Raw genomic sequence first — 14,179 nt, forward strand, 5'->3', positions numbered from 1 at the left:
CTCAGGCCAGAATCCATGTTATTTGACGCGTTTCGCAGCATCTTTAAGCAGTTGCTCAAGTACCTGGCCCGGTTTGGCGTATTTGCGCGACAGGATCATCGCGGCAATGATGTACGGTTTCCAGCTAGCTTCTTTGTAGGTTTCGATGCGGTATTTTTCGAACACAGTTTCGGTGACTTCACCTTCTTTGCACGAAACGCCAGAGATATCCGCAGGTAGACAGTGCATATACAGCGCTTCGCCATCGCGAGTGAGCTTCATCATATCTTCGGTGCAATGCCAGTTTTTATGCTTGGCATTTTGCGCAAGACACTGCTGTTCCAACGCTTTCAGACCGTCGTGGTCGTTGGCACGCAACAGAGTGGTGCGTTCTTCCATGACTTTGTAAGGTGCCCAAGATTTTGGATAAACGATATCGGCGTCTTTAAAGGCTTCTTCCATTGAGTTGACCTGACGGAAGCTGCCACCTGAAGATTTGGCGTTGTTTTTCGCCACTTCAACAACATCAGGAATCAGTTCATAACCGTCTGGATGCGCGAGTGTGACGTCCATTCCAAAGCGGGTCATTAGACCGATGATGCCTTGTGGAACTGACAGCGGTTTGCCGTAGCTTGGGGAGTAGGCCCAAGTCATGGCAATTTTTTTGCCTTTGAGATTTTCAAGCGAGCCGAAGTGTTCGCGAAGCCAGGCCAAATCCGCCATTGCCTGGGTTGGGTGGTCGATATCGCATTGCAGGTTGACCAGTGCTGGGCGCTGTGGCAATACGCCTTCTTCGTAACCTTCGTCCAGTGCAGCACCGACTTCACGCATGTAAGCATTGCCCGCGCCGAGGTACATATCATCACGAATGCCGATGGCGTCTGCACAGAAGGAGATCATATTGGCTGTTTCGCGGACGGTTTCGCCGTGGGCGATTTGCGATTTTCCTTCGTCGAGGTCTTGCTGTGCAAGGCCCAGCATGTTGAGTGCGGAAGCGTAAGAGAAACGGGTGCGGGTTGAGTTATCACGGAAAACCGAGATGCCCAAGCCATTGGTAAAGACGTTGGTTGCGATGTTATCAGCACGCATGGATTTCAGCACGGCGGCTACGTCGAGGACTTGCTTAAGTTCATCCGGACTCTGTTCCCAGGTTAACAGAAAATCCTTTTCATGAAGGTGAGAGTTAAGTTTGCTGAGATCTTTAATCAAATCATTAATCGTTTTCATCAGAACACCCTTTTTTATGACTGGTCACAGGACTGCTGTACTGTGCAGAATTAACCCATCAAATCTGTATGAGCTATTCGTTGATTAACAATAAGTATGCCAGGTGCAGGAATATGGTTTCCTGACCATGAATGGGGAGTGGGAATTGTGAACGCAAACGCAAAAAACACTCTGATCGACTGAATTTACTGCGTGCTATTTGAACCCGAGATAATGCAAAATCAACACGTGCTTATAAGCTGGATGGCGCACTGGAGCATTATCATCACCCAGCCCTTCAAATTGATAACGGCAGACGGTGAGTTATCAATTTGATAAATAAATGCGAACTCTTTTACCCATTAAATTATAAATAAATGTAATTAATCAGGTTGTTGTCAATGTTTTTGTTTGGCGAAATAGTATTATGCAGCGTATATACGAGGCCAGTACGGCAGAATTATGCTGTCAATGATTGTAATTGTTTAATTGCAAAGGGAATCATCGATTATGGTAGCCGTAAAAACTCAGTCGGTGTTGATGCAAATCCAACCGACGATCATGCGTTTTGCGAAGATGCTCGCAAGTGTGTTGCAACTGGAAGTCGAGATTGTTGATGTGAATATGGTCCGTGTGGCAGGCACTGGGCCATATGATAAGTCGTTGGGGGTGAAGCTAAAAACCAATTCGCGATTGTTGAAACATGTTATTGAAACTAAGAAAGAAAAAGTCGTTACCCATTCGCGTACTGACCCTATTTGTGAAGACTGCACGGATAAACAAAATTGCCGGGAAAAGGCTTTCCTGGGGACACCTGTTATTTTCCAAAGTGCTTGTGTCGGCGTTATTAGCCTGGTGGCGCTTAACAATGAACAACAAGAAAGAATAAAAGATAATTTGCGTGAATTCTCAGATTATGTTCAGCATATTTCAAATATCTTTATTTCTAAACTTCTCGATGACCAGAGTGGGGAGGGTAACGCCAGTAGGATACTGTCAAACCTTATTGATAATATGGATCAAGGTGTATTGATCCTCGATAAAAATAATAATTTAAGATTTGCGAATGCTGTCGCATTAAAGATATTAAGTTCTAGTCATGAACAATTAATAGGAGAGGTGGTTTCTGCACGAGCGCTAACTTTCCAGGGTTCATTTTCCAGTGGACACATGCAATATATTATTTCCTTCGGTGACCGTAGCGAGATAATTATTGGGCAATTGCAAACAGTGCAGGAAAACCAGATATTTTTAATGGCGTTCCATCAATCACACTCTTCCATTAGCTCAGAGTCTAGTAACGAAGTCCCACAGATCGAACATCTTATCGGTGAATGCCAGCCTATGCAGGTACTGAAGCGGTTGATAAGCCGCATAGCACCAGGTCCATCGAGCGTGATGATTGCCGGTGAAAGTGGCACCGGTAAAGAGGTTGTGGCGTGGGCAATCCATAAACTCAGCAACCGTAACGACAAACCGTTTATAGCCATTAACTGCGCCGCTATCCCGGAACAACTGTTGGAAAGTGAGCTGTTTGGCTATGTGAAAGGGGCATTTACCGGAGCCTCAACTACTGGTAAGCAAGGATTGATTCAGGCTGCCGACAAGGGAACGCTGTTTCTTGATGAAATTGGCGATATGCCGTTAATCATTCAGGCAAAATTGCTGCGCGCCATCGAGGCTCGTGAGGTTCAGCCGATAGGCTCTAGTAGGCCTATCGCTGTTGATATTCGTATTATTTCCGCAACCAATCAGAATCTGGAGAAGTATGTTGCTGAAGGGAAATTTCGTGAGGATTTGTATTACCGCCTGAATGTTATCCCCGTTACATTGCCGCCGCTGCGCGAGCGTAAAGATGATTTATCGCTGCTGATTCACTATTTTCTTAACCTGCATACCAAACGCATCGGTCTGGTGTATCCGGGGATTGCGCCGGAGGTGATGGCGTTGCTGGCGGCTTATCACTGGCCGGGAAATCTGCGCGAATTAAGCAATATGATGGAGTATTTGGTGAATGTTGTCCCTTCCGGTGAGGTGATTACCACGTCGTTGCTGCCGCCGAATATCGCCAACCAGCGGCATATTGTGGTGGATATCAACCGAGCACGCCCTGAGCAAACTTGCGACAGTAATGAACAGCCTGAGCATGGAACACATGCGCTGGAGGAGATGGAAAAACAGCTTATAGCCGAGGCGCTGGTGCGCCACGGGAATAAGAAGCTGGCAGCGGACGAGTTGGGGATAGGGATTGCTACCCTGTATCGCAAAATAAAGAAGTATGAACTGCTCTCGGCCTGAAATGGATTAGGCTGTGAAGAGCATAGGGAGTTGATGCGTGCATCATTCCCCTTGTGCTTTATTGAGCGCTGGATTCACATTCCTGAACGGCTTCAACTACCATCTGGTAGCCTGTACAGCGGCATAAGTTACCTGCTAGTCCCTGACGAATTTGCATCACTGTCATGGGTTGGCTACGCGGTTTTGCCAGTAGCGCAGTCGTTGCCATGATAAAACCCGGCGTGCAAAAACCGCATTGCACTGCACCACTCTCGGCGAACGCTTTCTGCACGTGCGATGGTTTCCCATTCACGCGCTCACCTTCAACAGTGCGGATGCTTTTCCCCTGCGCCCACACCGCCAGATAAAGACAGCTATCAATAGCGACGCCGTCCACCAGCACCGTACAGGCCCCGCATTCACCCACGCAGCAACCTTGTTTAATACTGAGATAACCTTGCGCGCGCAGCACGTCAGATAACGGCATCGCAGGTGTTACGCTGAGCTGCTGTTTTACGCCGTTTACACGGCAGTCGATAATTAAGGTATTCATTGAATTTCCCCTCCAGCTTGTTTCACCGCTTGCTCAATAACGCGTTTTGATAACGTGCTAATCAGATGTAATCGGAAGGCTTTTTCAGCACGCCAGGAGGTTCTCGGTGAAACGTCATGAGTGACTGCTTCCGCGATTGCCGCCAGCGTTTCCTGGGTGAGCGGCTGCCCTATAGCTGCTTGTTCGGCATGAGCACAACGCACAGGCGTGGGAGCTGCAACGCCAAAGGCGAGTTTGATTTCACGGAAACGGCCGGCGTTTATTTCGCACAATGCGCTACAACCGATGGTTGAGATGTCCATCGCATTGCGCATAGCGTATTTGAAACTGGCCGCGCCTTTGTTGCGGTAGTTTTCTGGTTTGAAATGAAAAGCCACCAGTAATTCACCCGCTTCTAATGCCACTTTACCAGGCCCTGTATGGAAGCCGTTAATCGACGTGAAGCGGGTTCCTTGCGGTGTGGCAATTTCCAGCTCGGTTTCATATATCAGCGATGGGCAGGCTGAGTCTGCACTGGTTGCGCCATTGCAAATGTTACCGCCGTAGGTGGCGACATTGCGGATTTGCGGCCCGGCAATCACTGCGGCGGAAGCCGTCAGCGCCGGAAGATGTTGTTGCACAAGCGGATGGTCGATGAGTTCACTAAATGTGGTGCCTGAACCAATACGAATATGGCCGCTGCCACTGCATGTCACACCGCGTAATTCGGGCAAATCATGAATATCCACGATATGGCGAAAGCGCGGGTTGAGGTGGTGGAGCTCGATCAAAACATCGGTGCCGCCTGCAAGCAAACGGGCCTCGGGATTTTGCACCAGCAGCGCGACAGCGTGAGTTACGCTGTCGGCATGATGGTAACTTTCAATGTCATACATAGCGTTATCCTTTTATCAGCCCAGCGTCGACAAATTCCTGAAACAGGCGTTTTGGGGTGAGGGGGAGCGTATTGATGGCGACCCCTGTTGCCATACGTACGGCGTTACGAATGGCAGCAGCAGGGGAAATTATCGGCGGCTCGCCCAGCGCTTTGTGCCCATAGGCCGATTGCGGTTCGTAAGTATCGACAAAGGCGCATTCCAGATCGGGCAGGTCAGGCATGGTCGGCATTTTGTAGTCCAGCAGATTAGGATTACGCACTACGCCGCTTTTCTCATCGACGATTAATTCTTCAAATAACGCCCAGCCAATACCCATACCCATGCCGCCGTGAACCTGCCCTTCGGCGAGTATGGGGTTAAGGATGCGCCCCGAATCATGCAGATTCAGGATACGGTTGATGGTGACTTTACACAGGGGAATATCGACGGTGACATCCACAAAAGTGCAGCCGTAGGTTGGCGGGTTAGTCTGGGTTTTAAAGGAAGATTCTGCTGAAAGTTGCCCACCATTCTGCGGGTGGTAGAAGGAATCCATTGCAAGATCAGCCACGCTTAACAGCGTTTGTGCAGGGCGTGTTTCCAGCACGATGTTGCCATTAATGATAGTCAGGTTAATTTCGGGTAGATGAAGCATCAATGCAGCGTGATGCAGTATTTTTTGCCGTAAAATTTGTGCAGCTTCGCGCAAAGCTGGAGCGGTAACGTAGCTTTGACGTGAGGCGAATGCGCCAGGGTCAAATGGCGTGATATCCGTGTCTTGCGTGGAAATAGTGTGAACCATGTTGAATGGCATACCCATGGTTTGTGCGACCATTTGCGCAAATACGGTGTCGGCACCTTGCCCGACTTCGGTGGCTCCGCTTTGCAAATTGACAATGCCGTCCTGGTTTAGCACTAAGCGCACGCTGGAAATCTCAACGCCGACCGGCCAGGTGTTGGAAGTGTAACTAAAACAGGCAACGCCTACGCCGCGCCGCACATCACCTTGGGTTTGTAAGCAGGCGGTTTTGCGCTCATCCCAACCGAATTTTTCACGGCCAAGTTTTAAGCATTCAATCAGTCCGGCGCTGTTTATCGCTCTGTTGTATAGGGTGTTGATATCGCCTTCACGGGCGGCATTTAGCAGACGAACATCGACGGGGTCGAGGTTTAAAGCGGCAGCGGCATCATCGAGCAATGATTCCAGCGCAAAGACAACTTGTGGCGCACCGTAGCCGCGCATAGCACCTGCAGAAGGAAGGTTGGTGTAGGCTGTGGTGGCGCGGTAACCATAGGCGCTGCGCGGGTAGAGCCAGGAAATTTTGCTACCTCCAGCGGAGGCAATGGAGTGCCCGTGCGAGGCATAAGCGCCGGTGTTGGACAACACATCCAACTCAAAGCCTTTTAAAATCCCTTCCGACGAGATGCCGAGATGCGCATCAATACTAAAAGCGTGGCGGGTGCGTGAGGCGAAGAAGCACTCTTCGCGGCTGATTAATACTTTGACCGGAATGCCACCTAATTTCAGTGTCAGAAACGCCGCCATGGGTTCTTCCAGCACGTCCTGTTTATTGCCAAAGCCGCCGCCAATGTAAGGCTTGATTACGCGTACTTTTGACCACGACATATCAAGCGCTTGCGCAACGACGCGACGCACAATGTGTGGAATTTGCGTGCTGGAAACAATGGTGATGCGGTCGGGTTGTTCCATCCAGGCAAAGCAGGTGACGCCTTCCATATGGCAGTGCTGAATAATAGGCGTCTGGAAGTTGCCGGAAAATTGGTAATCGGCAGTTTTGATAGCGGCCTGTGGGTTGTTGGTTGAAACCTCGCTGCGTTTGAGCAAGTTTCCACCTTCATGTATGGCGGTGGCATCTACGGCTAGCGCGGCTTTTGGCGAGGTGATAACGGGGAGCTCATCCCAGGTGACAACCACCGTTTCAGCGGCTTTTTCGGCTGTCAGTTCGTCGCGCGCGACAACGATGGCGACGGCATCACCGAAATGACGCACATGGTTTGTCAACAAGAAGCGGTCGGCTACGTCTTGTTTTGCTGGTTCCAGCGTCCAGGCGTGGCCCGCGGTGGCAAAGGCGATATCTGGCACATCTTTCCAGGTAAAGACGGTGATAACGCCGGGTATTTCTAGCGCTGCGCGGTAGTCGATGGATTTTACGAAACCATGGGCAATCGGGCTACGAACGTATTTGGCATAGCACATGCCTGCCATCGGGATATCGTCAGTGTATCGGGCTTGTCCTGTGACTTTTGCGAGGGCATCAATCCGTAAGCAAGGCAAGCCTAATGGTGTCTTATCCGTTATATCTGACATGGTAATTCCTCTATTCTCAGGAATAAGGTCACGCTTGGGTTAAAGCTCCTGAGTGAAGCAAGAAGTACGCCAGTCGTCGCATTCAATGGCTGCACATGGCAGAACTGTGATGGAGATGAAGTAAACAGATGAATGACAGGGAATAGGTGATTTATAAGACGGCGATTTCGTTCTCATAATGATAGGCAGGGATCATTATGATAAATCGCAGTGAGGACTCACCGATAAGGTTATTCCTCACTTGCGCATTGGCGGCTAAATTGTAATTTTCTTTCCGCCACGACTCACCGTTGTCGCTTGCCCATCGGCCCCGTAAAGATTAGGTTCCTGATGCGGCTTGAGTACCGCCAGCGCTTGTTCATTACGCGCTAACTGATCCTCTAATAACCAACCGTTATGCTGGTTGATATCACGTAAATGCTGCGTTTTTTGCGTAATCGCCTGCCAACGCTGGCTAATATCCGTGCTGCCGGTATTTTCGGCATTCTGTGCGGCACGGCGAAGCTGCTCAAGATAATCAAGCGTGGCTAACAATGAGCTTTTATCTTCAGTAATGCGCTGTAACGCACTGCCATTCACATGGCCTGCGGATAATTGTTGCTGCTCGGCATCCATCACCTCTTTAAGAGAGTTGAGCACCACAGTCATTTGATCCATCACTTCTAACAGACGACTCATGCAATTATTTACTCGATAAATAGCTTTGAGCTTCCTGGATTAGTGCATCGGCGATTTTGCCGGTATCCATTTTAAGCTCACCGTTGCGGATAGCGGTTTTAAGCGCTTCAACGCGTTCCATATTGATATCACCGCTGCCCGGCTGAATTAATTTCGCCTGCGCATCACTGAGTGTCACATTGGTGCTGTTTGGTGTCGTGTTTTTTTCCAGACGGCTCTTTTGAATCGGAGCTTCTGGCGTTTCGCGCGGTTGTACAGTACTTACCGGCTTTAAAGGCGATGTGCGATCAATGCTCATTATTTTATCCTCATCGAGGGAATATCTATCATCTGTTAACACACTATCGGCAGTCGCCGCAGAACCTTTATAGTCTTCTTAATCGCCAACAGAATATTATAAGTTAATCAGAATATTCCCATCCAAGTCGACTACACCGTTCACAACTTGACCCGAATCCATCCTCACCCGCGCATTTTGCGCGACGGCTGCATTGTTCAGCGCCTTGCCTTCACTATTAACACTAAATCCTTCACCTGCCGCCACCACTTGAACGCGTTGCCCAGCCTTGACTCGCCAGGACTGGCGCACCATTGACAGCAAAATGGGCTGGTTTGGTGCGATATCGCGCAGAGTCACGGCATTACTTGCCTGGCTGATATCTAACATCGCGCGCGGAGGCAGTTGATCTAGCCGCCCACGTTTGAGTTGCACCAGGCTTTCATTGATTACGCTACCTCGCGGCAAAACCTGAGTGGCAACCACGTAATTTCCTGTGGCACGCACTTCAGCCTGAATGTATCGCTTGTCGTTACCGCATCGCGCCAGAACACTCACATTACCCCATAGCCGACCATTACCTGGCATTGAAAAATCGGGAAGTGGGCAGGGTGGTAACTGTGCGTCGGGCGTTTTAACAACCACCGACACCTCATCGCTTATACCTGCCAAACGTTGCTGAAAAAACTGGCTCAATGGTGCATCCAGGATGCTGGCAAATACCTGTGGGCAAGCCAGTAAAAGGGCAATTATGCTCCAGGTTTTCAGACCGCTCATGACGCTTCTCCTTGTTCAGGTTGCAGTGATTTTAACCGCACACGGAATTGATCAAGGCGATAAATAGCGACGCATTTTGTGTCTATTCCAACGATAACGCACGCGTAAGGGGCTTTAAGCTGTCGGACAAATCCTAATTATGCGGAGGGAACATGCTAGACAAACTGGATGCCGCGCTGCGATTTCAGCAAGAAGCGATTAATTTGCGCGCCCAGCGTCAGGAAATTCTGGCAGCAAATATCGCCAATGCGGATACCCCAGGCTATCAGGCACGCGATATTGATTTTGCCAGTGAAATGAAAAAAGTGATGGACAGAGGACGTGTTGAAGGTAGCGGCGTATCGCTTGCGCTGACCTCCTCGCGCCATATTCCGGCACAAACTCAAACTGTCCCGCAGCTCGATCTTCTCTACCGAATTCCTGACCAGCCGTCGATGGATGGCAACACCGTCGATATGGACCGCGAACGTACACAATTTGCCGATAACAGCCTGAAATACCAGTCAGATCTCACGGTTCTTGGCGGCCAAATCAAGGGCATGATGTCGGTGCTGCAACAGGGTGGCTAATAGATGGCTTTACTGAATATTTTTGATATTGCCGGTTCAGCAATGACCGCGCAATCCAAGCGTATGAACGTGGCGGCGAGTAACCTGGCTAACGCCGATAGTGCTACCGGGCCTGATGGCCAACCGTATCGCGCTAAGCAGGTTATTTTCCAGGTTGATGCCGCACCAGGTGCGGAAACCGGTGGCGTAAAAGTGACCGGCGTTCAGGAAAGCCAGGAACCGGACAAATTGGTGTTTCAGCCGGGTAACCCGCTGGCAGATGCTAAAGGTTATGTGCGCATGCCGAACGTGGATGTGGTGGGTGAGATGGTCAACAGCATGTCTGCATCACGCAGCTACCAGGCCAACGTGGAAGTACTCAACACCGTGAAAAGCATGATGTTGAAAACCCTGACTCTTGGTCAATAAAGGAGAGACTGATGGGCATCGCCGTTAATATGAATGACACCACAACTAGTGGTGTTAATACGACATTGAGTAATAGCAGCCTGACTGGTAGTAGTTCTGCCGATCTTCAGAGTAGTTTCTTGACGCTGCTGGTTGCGCAGTTGAAAAACCAGGATCCCACCAACCCGCTGCAAAACAATGAACTGACGACTCAGTTGGCGCAAATCAGCACTGTGAGTGGTATTGAAAAGCTCAATACCACACTGGGTTCGGTGTCAGGTCAGTTAACTAATAACCAGTCTGTCCAGTCCAGCGCCTTGATTGGACATGGTGTAATGATCCCCGGTACCAAAATTCTGGCAGGCAGTGAAGCAACCACACCATTTGGTGTTGAGCTGCAACAAGCCGCCGACAAAGTCACCGCGACGATAACCGATAACACGGGAAAAGTGGTGCGTACGCTCGATATTGGTGCGCTAACCGCAGGTGTTCATACCTTCACCTGGGATGGAACCATGACGGACGGCACGACCGCACCAGATGGTGCTTACAACGTCGCTATTAATGCCAGTAATGGCAGTACGCAGTTGGTCGCTCAACCGCTTAATTTTGCCATGGTCAACGGTGTGACACTCAGTAATGGCAAGACCTTGCTTGACCTCGGTACTTACGGCACCTCCACCCTCGATGACATCAGGCAGATTATCTAAGCCTCCAACCCTTTGCAGGAGTAAAACATGGGCTTTTCTCAAGCGGTCAGCGGCCTGAATGCTGCAGCGACCAACCTGGACGTGATTGGTAACAACATTGCCAACTCCGCCACCTACGGTTTTAAATCTGGCAGCGTTTCTTTCGCAGATATGTTCGCAGGCTCTAAAGTTGGCCTGGGCGTTAAAGTTGCTGGTATCACGCAGGACTTTAACGACGGTACAACCACCAACACTGGGCGCGGCCTGGATGTGGCTATCAGCCAGAACGGTTTTTTCCGCTTGGTGGACACGAATGGTTCGGTTTATTACAGCCGTAACGGTCAGTTCAAATTAGATGAAAACCGCAACCTGGTGAACATGCAGGGTATGCAGTTGACGGGCTACCCCGCAACAGGCACCCCACCAACGATTCAGCAAGGTGCAAACCCGACCGGGCTTTCTGTTCCTAACACTCTGATGGCGGCGAAAACCACCACCACGGCATCGATGCAGATCAACCTGAACTCCACTGATGCTGTTCCGGCGAAAACTACTTTTAGCCCAACGGATCCCGAAAGTTACAACAAAAAAGGTTCTATCACTGTCTTTGACAGCCAGGGTAACTCCCATGATATGAACGTCTATTTTGTAAAATCAGCAACAGCTAACACCTGGGATGTTTATACCCAGGACAGCAGCGTGGCGAATAGCCCTGTCGTTAAAGGGAATTCCATGGTGTTCAACAGCAATGGCGTGTTGACTGGTGGAACGACCAATACATTCACGACTGGAGCTATCAATGGCGCCACTCCTGCGACGTTTGATCTCAGTTTCCTGAACTCCATGCAGCAAAACACCGGCTCAAACAACATCGTTGCTGCGAATCAGAATGGTTATAAGCCAGGTGACCTGGTCAGCTACCAGATCAACGATGATGGCACCCTTGTCGGTAACTACTCCAACGAGCAAACCCAACTGTTAGGGCAAATTGTTTTGTCTAATTTTGCCAACCCTGAAGGTCTTGCATCAGAAGGGAACAACGTGTGGTCTGCTTCCAATGCATCAGGTGTGGCGCTGCTGGGTACCGCGGGTAGCGGCAACTTCGGGACGCTGACCAACGGCGCGCTGGAGTCTTCAAACGTCGATCTGAGTAAAGAACTGGTCAACATGATTGTCGCGCAGCGTAACTATCAGTCTAACGCGCAGACCATCAAGACCCAGGACCAGATCCTCAACACCCTGGTTAACCTGCGCTAAGCACTAACGGGATAGTTTAATGGATCACGCAATTTATACCGCCATGGGTGCGGCAAGTCAGACGCTGAATCAACAAGCGGTGACGGCCAGCAACCTGGCAAATGCTTCAACACCAGGCTTTCGTGCGCAGCTTACTGCGTTGCGCTCGGTACCTGTGGAAGGCCTTTCCCTGCCAACGCGTACGCTGGTGACAGCATCAACGCCGGGTGCGGATATGTCACAAGGGCAGCTTGATTACACTCAACGTCCACTGGATGTTGCCCTGCAACAAGATGGCTGGCTGGCGGTACAAAGTGCTGATGGCAGTGAGGCTTATACCCGTAACGGCAATATGCAGGTCAGCCCTGCCGGGCAGTTAACTATCGGTGGGCAACCGGTGATGGGCGACGGTGGCCCGATTGCTGTCCCGCAGGGTTCACAACTGACTATCGCGGCGGATGGGACTATCTCTTCGCTCAATCCTGGAGATCCACCCAATACCGTGGCACCGATTGGCCGTTTGAAACTGGTGAAAGCCAGCGGCCAGGAAGTGGTGCGCGGTGATGATGGTTTATTCCGTTTGAGTGCTAATGCTCAGGCCACGCGCGGCACAACGTTGCAGGCCGATCCCAGCATCAGAGTCATGTCTGGTGTGCTGGAAGGCAGCAACGTTAAGCCAGTAGAAGCGATGGCTGACATGATAACCAACGCCCGCCGTTTCGAGATGCAGATGAAAATTATCTCGAGCGTTGATGAGAACGAACAACGTGCCAATCAGTTGCTGTCAATGACCTGATGTTAAGCCGTGTAATTAACAGGAATTCACTATGATCAGTTCTTTATGGATCGCCAAAACCGGTCTTGATGCCCAGCAAACCAACATGGATGTGATTGCCAACAACCTGGCAAACGTCTCCACAAATGGTTTTAAGCGTCAGCGTGCGGTGTTTGAAGATTTGCTTTACCAGACGATTCGCCAGCCAGGTGCACAATCTTCTGAACAAACAACGCTGCCGTCAGGCTTGCAGATTGGTACAGGTGTGCGCCCAGTGGCAACCGAGCGACTGCACAGCCAGGGTAACCTGTCTCAGACCAATAACAGTAAAGATGTGGCCATCAAAGGCCAGGGCTTCTTCCAGGTACAGTTGCCGGATGGCTCAAGCGCCTACACCCGCGATGGCTCATTCCAGGTTGATCAAAACGGTCAGTTGGTTACGGCGGGTGGTTTCCAGGTTCAGCCTGCAATCACTATTCCGGCTAACGCGCTGACGATTACTATCGGACGTGATGGCATTGTGAGTGTGACCCAGCAGGGCCAGGCGCAACCCGTTCAGGTTGGTCAGCTTAACTTGACCACATTTATGAATGATACGGGTCTGGAAAGCCTGGGCGAGAATCTGTACGCCGAAACGCAGTCTTCCGGTACACCAAATGAGAGTACGCCGGGCCTCAACGGAGCAGGACTGTTGTATCAGGGGTATGTCGAAACCTCGAACGTAAACGTGGCGGAAGAACTGGTGAATATGATCCAGGTTCAGCGCGCTTACGAAATCAACAGTAAAGCGGTCTCTACTACAGACCAGATGCTGCAAAAACTGACGCAATTGTAAGATGTTTGCCGGTGCGTTCACGCGCGCCGGCTGCCGAGACCTGAAGATGAAAGAAATGCAAAACCCTATGGTTCTTCGTCCTGTCGTGATGTGTCTGGTGCTGGCAACAAGCGGTTGTGCCCTGATCCCCGCCAAACCGTTGGTAGAAGGGGCAACAACCGCCCAACCGGTTCCCGGCCCTGCGCCTGTGATTAATGGATCTATTTTCCAGACGGCACAGCCTGTGAACTACGGTTATCAACCGCTGTTTGAAGACCGTCGCCCGCGTAATGTTGGTGATACGTTGACCATTCAGCTTCAGGAAAATGTCAGTGCCAGTAAGAGTTCGTCGGCGAATGCCAGCCGTGATGGCAAAACAAACTTTGGTATGGACGTCACGCCACGTTATCTCGAAGGCCTGTTTGGCAACAATCGTGCTGATGTAGATGCTTCTGGTGGCAACAGCTTTAACGGTAAAGGTGGGGCAAACGCCAGTAATACCTTTAGCGGCACGTTAACCGTGACGGTGGATCAGGTGCTGGCAAACGGTAACCTGCATGTTGTAGGTGAAAAACAAATCGCTATTAATCAGGGCACCGAATTTATTCGTTTCTCCGGTGTGGTGAATCCTCGCACCATCAGTGGTTCCAATACTGTACCGTCCACACAAGTGGCTGATGCACGTATCGAATATGTCGGTAACGGCTATATCAATGAGGCGCAGAACATGGGCTGGTTGCAACGCTTCTTCCTTAATTTATCGCCGATGTAAGCGA

General features: G+C 50.4%; 15 protein-coding genes. 8 read left to right on the plus strand and 7 right to left on the minus strand.

Features of this window, described 5'->3' with window-relative positions; translation table 11 throughout:
• Window positions 1–18 precede the first annotated feature (18 nt).
• On the minus strand, window positions 19–1,206 hold the full coding sequence (ygeW, locus tag FH968_RS03470; protein WP_139877440.1) for a knotted carbamoyltransferase YgeW: 1,188 nt from the start codon (window positions 1,204–1,206) through the stop codon (window positions 19–21).
• A 489-nt stretch (window positions 1,207–1,695) separates the two neighbouring features.
• Between ygeW and FH968_RS03475 the strand changes: the two genes are divergently transcribed.
• A complete protein-coding gene (locus FH968_RS03475) occupies window positions 1,696–3,483 on the plus strand; it encodes a sigma-54-dependent Fis family transcriptional regulator (RefSeq protein ID WP_139877442.1) in 1,788 nt (595 codons plus the stop codon).
• A 58-nt stretch (window positions 3,484–3,541) separates the two neighbouring features.
• Here the strand turns inward: FH968_RS03475 and xdhC are convergent, their stop codons facing one another.
• The 6 genes from xdhC to flgA form a co-directional block, all read right to left on the minus strand.
• Complete coding sequence (gene xdhC, locus FH968_RS03480; RefSeq protein WP_139877444.1) at window positions 3,542–4,015, minus strand: xanthine dehydrogenase iron sulfur-binding subunit XdhC; 474 nt, start codon at window positions 4,013–4,015, stop codon at window positions 3,542–3,544.
• Complete coding sequence (xdhB, locus tag FH968_RS03485; protein ID WP_139877446.1) at window positions 4,012–4,890, minus strand: xanthine dehydrogenase FAD-binding subunit XdhB; 879 nt, start codon at window positions 4,888–4,890, stop codon at window positions 4,012–4,014. The genes xdhC and xdhB overlap by 4 nt, the downstream gene beginning before the upstream one ends.
• Before the next feature lie 4 nt (window positions 4,891–4,894).
• The gene (xdhA, locus tag FH968_RS03490) at window positions 4,895–7,201 is read right to left on the minus strand and encodes a xanthine dehydrogenase molybdenum-binding subunit XdhA (protein WP_139877448.1); all 2,307 of its coding nucleotides are present in this window, start codon (window positions 7,199–7,201) and stop codon (window positions 4,895–4,897) included.
• Window positions 7,202–7,456: 255 nt separating this feature from the next.
• Window positions 7,457–7,879 (minus strand): flagella biosynthesis chaperone FlgN, encoded by a 423-nt coding sequence (gene flgN / locus FH968_RS03495; RefSeq protein ID WP_139877450.1) that lies wholly within the window; start codon window positions 7,877–7,879, stop codon window positions 7,457–7,459.
• 4 nt (window positions 7,880–7,883) lie between these two features.
• A complete protein-coding gene (flgM, locus tag FH968_RS03500) occupies window positions 7,884–8,177 on the minus strand; it encodes a flagellar biosynthesis anti-sigma factor FlgM (protein WP_139877452.1) in 294 nt (97 codons plus the stop codon).
• A gap of 96 nt (window positions 8,178–8,273) precedes the next feature.
• On the minus strand, window positions 8,274–8,933 hold the full coding sequence (flgA, locus tag FH968_RS03505; RefSeq protein ID WP_139877454.1) for a flagellar basal body P-ring formation chaperone FlgA: 660 nt from the start codon (window positions 8,931–8,933) through the stop codon (window positions 8,274–8,276).
• A 152-nt stretch (window positions 8,934–9,085) separates the two neighbouring features.
• Here flgA and flgB point away from each other — a divergent pair, with 152 nt between their 5' ends.
• Genes flgB through flgH form a run of 7 tightly spaced genes read left to right on the plus strand, consistent with a single transcriptional unit; the run spans window position 9,086 to window position 14,175 of the window.
• The gene (gene flgB, locus FH968_RS03510) at window positions 9,086–9,502 is read left to right on the plus strand and encodes a flagellar basal body rod protein FlgB (RefSeq protein ID WP_064557739.1); all 417 of its coding nucleotides are present in this window, start codon (window positions 9,086–9,088) and stop codon (window positions 9,500–9,502) included.
• A 3-nt stretch (window positions 9,503–9,505) separates the two neighbouring features.
• On the plus strand, window positions 9,506–9,910 hold the full coding sequence (gene flgC, locus FH968_RS03515) for a flagellar basal body rod protein FlgC (RefSeq protein WP_139877457.1): 405 nt from the start codon (window positions 9,506–9,508) through the stop codon (window positions 9,908–9,910).
• Between the two features lie 11 nt (window positions 9,911–9,921).
• Window positions 9,922–10,599, plus strand: a complete 678-nt coding sequence (gene flgD, locus FH968_RS03520; protein WP_139877458.1) for a flagellar hook assembly protein FlgD — start codon at window positions 9,922–9,924, stop codon at window positions 10,597–10,599.
• Window positions 10,600–10,626: 27 nt separating this feature from the next.
• Window positions 10,627–11,835 (plus strand): flagellar hook protein FlgE, encoded by a 1,209-nt coding sequence (flgE, locus tag FH968_RS03525; RefSeq protein ID WP_139877460.1) that lies wholly within the window; start codon window positions 10,627–10,629, stop codon window positions 11,833–11,835.
• A gap of 19 nt (window positions 11,836–11,854) precedes the next feature.
• Window positions 11,855–12,610, plus strand: coding sequence for a flagellar basal body rod protein FlgF (locus FH968_RS03530; protein WP_139877462.1), 756 nt, complete (start codon window positions 11,855–11,857; stop codon window positions 12,608–12,610).
• 31 nt (window positions 12,611–12,641) lie between these two features.
• A complete protein-coding gene (gene flgG / locus FH968_RS03535; protein ID WP_139877464.1) occupies window positions 12,642–13,424 on the plus strand; it encodes a flagellar basal-body rod protein FlgG in 783 nt (260 codons plus the stop codon).
• A 55-nt stretch (window positions 13,425–13,479) separates the two neighbouring features.
• Window positions 13,480–14,175, plus strand: a complete 696-nt coding sequence (gene flgH / locus FH968_RS03540) for a flagellar basal body L-ring protein FlgH (protein WP_139877467.1) — start codon at window positions 13,480–13,482, stop codon at window positions 14,173–14,175.
• Window positions 14,176–14,179 lie beyond the last annotated feature (4 nt).

It is taken from the genome of Buttiauxella sp. B2 (genome assembly GCF_006376615.1).
GTDB lineage: Bacteria > Pseudomonadota > Gammaproteobacteria > Enterobacterales > Enterobacteriaceae > Buttiauxella.

Bases quoted from the DNA above. Each gene is read 5' to 3' on its own strand.
- ygeW (WP_139877440.1), bottom strand. From the start codon at position 1,206: ATGAAAACGATTAATGATTTGATTAAAGATCTCAGCAAACTTAACTCT.
- FH968_RS03475 (WP_139877442.1), top strand. From the start codon at position 1,696: ATGGTAGCCGTAAAAACTCAGTCGGTGTTGATGCAAATCCAACCGACG.
- xdhC (WP_139877444.1), bottom strand. From the start codon at position 4,015: ATGAATACCTTAATTATCGACTGCCGTGTAAACGGCGTAAAACAGCAG.
- xdhB (WP_139877446.1), bottom strand. From the start codon at position 4,890: ATGTATGACATTGAAAGTTACCATCATGCCGACAGCGTAACTCACGCT.
- xdhA (WP_139877448.1), bottom strand. From the start codon at position 7,201: ATGTCAGATATAACGGATAAGACACCATTAGGCTTGCCTTGCTTACGG.
- flgN (WP_139877450.1), bottom strand. From the start codon at position 7,879: ATGAGTCGTCTGTTAGAAGTGATGGATCAAATGACTGTGGTGCTCAAC.
- flgM (WP_139877452.1), bottom strand. From the start codon at position 8,177: ATGAGCATTGATCGCACATCGCCTTTAAAGCCGGTAAGTACTGTACAA.
- flgA (WP_139877454.1), bottom strand. From the start codon at position 8,933: ATGAGCGGTCTGAAAACCTGGAGCATAATTGCCCTTTTACTGGCTTGC.
- flgB (WP_064557739.1), top strand. From the start codon at position 9,086: ATGCTAGACAAACTGGATGCCGCGCTGCGATTTCAGCAAGAAGCGATT.
- flgC (WP_139877457.1), top strand. From the start codon at position 9,506: ATGGCTTTACTGAATATTTTTGATATTGCCGGTTCAGCAATGACCGCG.
- flgD (WP_139877458.1), top strand. From the start codon at position 9,922: ATGGGCATCGCCGTTAATATGAATGACACCACAACTAGTGGTGTTAAT.
- flgE (WP_139877460.1), top strand. From the start codon at position 10,627: ATGGGCTTTTCTCAAGCGGTCAGCGGCCTGAATGCTGCAGCGACCAAC.
- FH968_RS03530 (WP_139877462.1), top strand. From the start codon at position 11,855: ATGGATCACGCAATTTATACCGCCATGGGTGCGGCAAGTCAGACGCTG.
- flgG (WP_139877464.1), top strand. From the start codon at position 12,642: ATGATCAGTTCTTTATGGATCGCCAAAACCGGTCTTGATGCCCAGCAA.
- flgH (WP_139877467.1), top strand. From the start codon at position 13,480: ATGCAAAACCCTATGGTTCTTCGTCCTGTCGTGATGTGTCTGGTGCTG.